The sequence below is a fragment of the Pseudoalteromonas sp. SR45-5 genome (assembly GCF_014163565.1).
Lineage (GTDB): Bacteria > Pseudomonadota > Gammaproteobacteria > Enterobacterales > Alteromonadaceae > Pseudoalteromonas > Pseudoalteromonas distincta.
Map to the genome: position 1 here is coordinate 1 of NZ_JACJDN010000288.1, position 5053 is coordinate 5053.

At 38.5% G+C, this 5053-nt stretch carries 7 protein-coding genes and 1 tRNA gene; 5 read left to right on the forward strand and 3 right to left on the reverse strand.

Annotation, left to right across the window (positions count from 1 at the left end):
• Positions 1-79 precede the first annotated feature (79 nt).
• A tRNA-Gly gene (locus tag H5072_RS11600) sits at positions 80-155 on the forward strand.
• A gap of 234 nt (positions 156-389) precedes the next feature.
• Here H5072_RS11600 and H5072_RS11605 read toward each other — a convergent pair.
• The 3 genes from H5072_RS11605 to H5072_RS11615 are packed head-to-tail and all read right to left on the reverse strand — an operon-like array spanning position 390 to position 1795.
• Complete coding sequence (locus H5072_RS11605) at positions 390-818, reverse strand: secondary thiamine-phosphate synthase enzyme YjbQ (RefSeq protein ID WP_182693607.1); 429 nt, start codon at positions 816-818, stop codon at positions 390-392.
• Positions 815-1282: a chemotaxis protein CheX gene (locus H5072_RS11610; RefSeq protein WP_007580265.1), complete on the reverse strand. Its 468-nt coding sequence runs from the start codon at positions 1280-1282 to the stop codon at positions 815-817. Before H5072_RS11610 ends, H5072_RS11605 begins: the two co-directional genes overlap by 4 nt.
• Positions 1283-1315: 33 nt before the next feature.
• Positions 1316-1795: a transcriptional repressor gene (locus H5072_RS11615; RefSeq protein ID WP_182693608.1), complete on the reverse strand. Its 480-nt coding sequence runs from the start codon at positions 1793-1795 to the stop codon at positions 1316-1318.
• 95 nt (positions 1796-1890) lie between these two features.
• On the opposite strand from H5072_RS11615, the gene H5072_RS11620 reads away from it, so the two are divergent.
• The 4 genes from H5072_RS11620 (at position 1891) to H5072_RS11635 (ending at position 4702) form a co-directional block, all read left to right on the forward strand.
• A complete protein-coding gene (locus H5072_RS11620; protein WP_002957920.1) occupies positions 1891-2511 on the forward strand; it encodes a MarC family protein in 621 nt (206 codons plus the stop codon).
• A 123-nt stretch (positions 2512-2634) separates the two neighbouring features.
• Entirely contained in the window at positions 2635-3567 is a 933-nt protein-coding gene (gene dusA / locus H5072_RS11625; RefSeq protein ID WP_039485439.1) for a tRNA dihydrouridine(20/20a) synthase DusA, read from the forward strand.
• A 238-nt stretch (positions 3568-3805) separates the two neighbouring features.
• Positions 3806-4486, forward strand: coding sequence for a PspA/IM30 family protein (locus H5072_RS11630; RefSeq protein WP_039485436.1), 681 nt, complete (start codon positions 3806-3808; stop codon positions 4484-4486).
• A 9-nt stretch (positions 4487-4495) separates the two neighbouring features.
• The gene (locus H5072_RS11635; protein WP_101163631.1) at positions 4496-4702 is read left to right on the forward strand and encodes a PspC domain-containing protein; all 207 of its coding nucleotides are present in this window, start codon (positions 4496-4498) and stop codon (positions 4700-4702) included.
• Positions 4703-5053: the final 351 nt, after the last annotated feature.

Below are 5053 nucleotides of genomic sequence, written 5' to 3' on the forward strand. Positions count from 1 at the left end.
TCGAGGTCACGAGTTCGAGCCTCGTGTACCGCTCCAATTTCTAACCAAAAGAAATTGTAGTGATAGTAAATTTAGTTATGCGGTACTAGCTCAGTTGGTAGAGCGCGACCTTGCCAAGGTCGAGGTCACGAGTTCGAGCCTCGTGTACCGCTCCAATCTTTTTATATCCTTTCAAAATCCTTTGTATTAAAAATCATAAATAAAATTATAATTTAAAATCTCTCTTATCTACTTTATTCTTTGTGCAATATTCAGCATTAAAGTTTTGGTTGTTAGAAATTATTACTTCGCGCGCCTAAGATTTACGTCTATAGAGTGGCGTATTTTGAATCTATGAGGGTATGGCTGAAGAAAAACAGAGGTTAACATTTTAAACCGAGAAGCTTGAGTTAAAAAAGCTCACCCTGAATAGTTGCTATAACTCCTCTAGAGCCACCAGAATCGCGATGTTCACCTAAATAAATACCTTGCCATGTACCTAACGCTAAATAGCCATTTGAAATAGGAATACTTAACTCGCAGCCTAACGTACTGGTTTTTATGTGTGCAGGCATGTCGTCGTCACCTTCATAATCGTGGCGATAATAAGGTTGACGCTCAGGAACGAATTTATTGAAATGGCTCTCCATGTCCATACGAACAGTGGGGTCTGCATTTTCGTTTATTGTAAGGCTCGCTGAGGTATGCTGAATAAATAAATGCAACAAACCAACTTTATAATTTGCCAGTTCAGGAAGCTGAGACAATATTTCGTCATCGATTATATGAAAACCTCGCGGGCGAGGCTTTAATGTAATTTGCTTTTGCTGCCAACTCATAATTTATCGAAACTAACTTCAATGTTTGCATTACCAGCATCACAGCTAAATGGCATGATGATTTTTTTACCTTGGCTTTTGTGAGTAATTGTATGACCCTTACCCGATACCACAATAGGCGTTGCCATATCAAAGTCGAAGCCTTTCTCGCCAAGTAAATTTTTAGCACCACCTGTTACCATGTTGGTTATTTCGCCAACCATATCAGTAACTTCTTCATCTATGGTATCAGGGCGTTCGCCAAGCATACGCTCCATGATGGTCAATGCTAATCCTTCATCAAATGTAATTGAAAATGATCCTCGCGTTTGCGGGCCAACCATGCCAATCAAACCTGATACATCACCACAGGCTATCTCATCAGTTTTAATGCGAGGTTTACCTGGCTTCAATTGAGTTTGAGCCATAGTGCTCAAAACATTAATTAAAGAAGATAAAAAGGGATTGATGAATTCTACATTCATAGTGGCTACTCTTAAATTTGTTCTGTGAAATGACTATATAGTTTGAGTATAGTCACTAAGGATAACTTTGAAGGATTCTGATGCTCTGCAAGATTCACATTTACCATGTGCTTCTATTGTCTGCCCTGATACAACAAACCCACCTTCGGCAGCTAAATTATTTAGCTCATGCGAAATTACACTTGAGTGTAACTCTTTGACAAAACCACAGGTATCGCAAATTAACAATTGTACTGGGTGTATATGATCAAAATGATGACACAGCATAAATGCATTTGTGCTTTCAATTTTATGAATAAAACCTAGCTCAGCTAAAAAGTCTAATGCACGATAAATAGTTGCAGGTTTAGCACCCGTTTCAGTTATTTTTAATTGCTCAAGCAAATCGTATGCACCAACACCACCTTGTGCGCTGGCTAATAGGCGAAATACTTTCTCGCGGATAGGCGTAAAACGCGCACCACGGTTGTCACAAACTTGTTTTGCTTTACTTACGAGTGATTCTATATTCATCATTACTCTTATCCTTATGCTACCGTGATATACTAACATACTGTGTTGTAGTTGCAGCGTTTTTATTAAGCGCTTTTTACCTAGGAAACCCAGTAATGCACGAACTATTAGCTATATTTATTTTCTTTTTTGCGGTTATTGACCCCATTGGTACTGTACCTGTATTTATTGCAGTCACACGTGGTGATGATGAGAAATTTAAACGCAAAGTTATATATAAAGCGGTAGGCGTATCTGCATTAGTGCTCTTATTTTTTGTACTTGCAGGTGAGCAATTACTTAACGCAATTGAAATTCCGCTTTCGGCTTTTCAAATAGCCGGCGGTATCATATTACTTATTTTTGCGCTCTCAATGATATTTGGTGAAAGTAAACCAGAAGCCGAAATTAAAAGTGTACGGGACAGCACTGAAACCGCTATTTTTCCGCTTGCGATTCCCTCTATCGCGAGCCCTGGCGCTATGTTAGGCGCCGTATTAATGACTCGTAATGAAGAATATACCTGGGTTGAGCAGTTACTAACGTCTTCGATGATGCTTGCTGTATTAGCGGTTGTACTGGTTTTGTTACTGCTTGCAACACATGTACATAAATTAATTGGTGATAGTGGTGCAAGTATAATAAGTAGAATTATGGGGCTTATTTTAAGCTCGGTTGCGGTTACCAATATTTTAAATGGCATAGCCCATTATTTTGGCTTGCAGGTTTTCTCTTAACATTGATGCTCGCTAGGCTTTTGTGTAAAATGCAGCGCCTTTTAAGCTGTGCTTAATAACTTTAATACCCTGAGGTTTGCTTTGAATAAATGTACTTTGGATAGACGCTTTTCTGTGGCCCCCATGCTTGATTGGACTGATCGCCATTGTCGTACTTTTCATCGCAAAATGACTAAACATACTGTGCTTTATACTGAAATGATAACCACAGGGGCTATTTTATTTGGTCGAGGCGACTACTTACATTTTAATAAACACGAAGGCCCAGTTGCGCTGCAACTTGGTGGCTCTGATCCTAAAGCGCTTGCGCAATGTGCAAAACTTGCAGGTGAGCGTGGTTATGACGAAATAAATTTAAATGTAGGTTGCCCGTCAGACAGAGTTCAAAATGGCCGATTTGGCGCATGTTTAATGGCTGAACCTCAATTAGTTGCTGAGTGCGTAGCAGCAATGAAAAACGAAGTAAGCATTCCTGTTACCGTTAAAACGCGTATTGGTATTGATGAGCAAGATTCGTATGAGTTTTTATGTGCGCTTATTGAAGCGTCTCATAAAGTAGGGTGTGATGATTTTATTATTCATGCTCGTAAAGCATGGCTTAATGGTTTAAGCCCGAAAGAAAATCGTGAAGTTCCACCGCTTGATTATCCACGTGTTTATCAACTTAAAAAAGATTATCCGCAGCTAGACTTAAGCCTAAATGGCGGTGTTAAAACAATTGAGCAGAGCCTAGAACATTTGCAACATATTGATGGTGTAATGATTGGGCGTGAGGCTTACAGCAACCCATTTATGCTCAATGACGTTGATGAGAAAATTTATGGTGATGCTGCAAACACGCAGTCACGCCACGACGTAGTGCGTTCAATGTATGACTACATTGAAGAAGAAATGCGTTTGGGTGCTAATTTTTGGCATATTGCACGTCACATGCTCGGTATTTTTCAGGGGCAGCCTGGTGCGCGAGGTTTTAGACGCCACCTTTCTGAAAGTGGTCACGGTAAGCAAGCTGATTTATCGGTAATGGATAAAGCATTAAGCTTTGTACCAGAATAAAAACTAAGCTTTAAAAATTCTAGCCACTTTCGAGTGGCTTTTTTGATCCTAAAAATTAGTCAAAATCATAATTTATTGGCCAATTACACTCTATGTTGTTCAGCTTAAAGTCACTAAAATTTAGAGTGATTATTGTTTATCATTATGATTTTAAATGTTTTATTTTTGTTTTGATGGACTTGGCACAACTCTTGGAATCTTCTTGTTGAAATTAATTAAAAATCAACAGGAGAATACCATGGGAATCTTTAACCGCGTAAATGATGTAATTCAATCAAACATTGTCGCCATGCTTGATAAAGCAGAAGATCCAGAAAAACTTTTAAACCTAATGCTTACCGAGATGCAAGATGCATTGAATGAGTGCCGTAGTACAGCAGCCGCTTTATTGTGTGAAGAGAAAGTAATTAATCGCCAAATTGATACTAAAAAAACAGAATTAGCAGCTTGGCAAATGAAAGCAGAACGTGCGGTTGAGAAGGGCAGTGATGACCTTGCTAAATCAGCTTTACTTGAGAAGCAACGCGTTAACGAAAGCATTGAAAATAAGCAAACTCAACTAGAAACATTGCAAGAGTCTATTGCAAAAATTAAGTCTGATTGTGAGCGCTTGCAGCAAAAAATGGCTATGGCTAAAACTAAGCAAGCTCAGTTAATGCAACGCCATAATGTTGCTATTGCTAGAGGGCGAATCAGTACGCAACTACAAAGCGATAAAGTAGCTCATGCGTTGTCTCGTTTTGAACAAATAGAGCAGCGTGTTGAAGGTATTGAAGCTCAAGTAGAGGCTTATGAGCTGACTGATACAGCAAGTTCTACCAGTGCCCAAATTGAGTCGTTAGTTAAAAATGAAAAAATTGATGCTGAACTGGCTCGCTTAAAGGCGAACTTAAATACTAATTTAAAACACACTGCTTAGGAGATTGCTATGAACAGCTTTAATCGTCAACGAGGTTGGTATAAAGATACTCTGAATAAAAAAATATCGGGTGTTTGTAGTGGTTTAGCCCATAGATTGGACTTTCCGGTATGGGCAACACGCGTAGTTACTATTTTATTGTTTTTGAGTTTTCCGTTTGCAGTTGCACTTGGCTATTTTATAGCGCATTGCTGTCTTGAAAATAAAGAGTATTAATACCAACAGGCATAAATATTTGAACAATTTAACGAATTAAATCACCCTATAACGTTGTTAAAAATTTTAATTTAGAACAGCTAAGTATAAAAATTTTTGCCTAGTTATAGCGCAATTTTCTTATCGTTAAATAGACCTCATGTATAAGCCGGTTGGTATAAGGAGAATTACTATGAAAGCTTTGGCAGTATGTGTAATTATCTATTTATTACTGTTTACTGATTTAATAACGTTTGTGCAGATTGATTCTTGGCAGTTGCCGTTATGGATTGCTGACATTAGTTGGGCTGGGCTCGAGCTTGTAGGTGCTTTGGCCGCAATTATTGCTGTAGTTGCGGTAGTGGCTTTAAT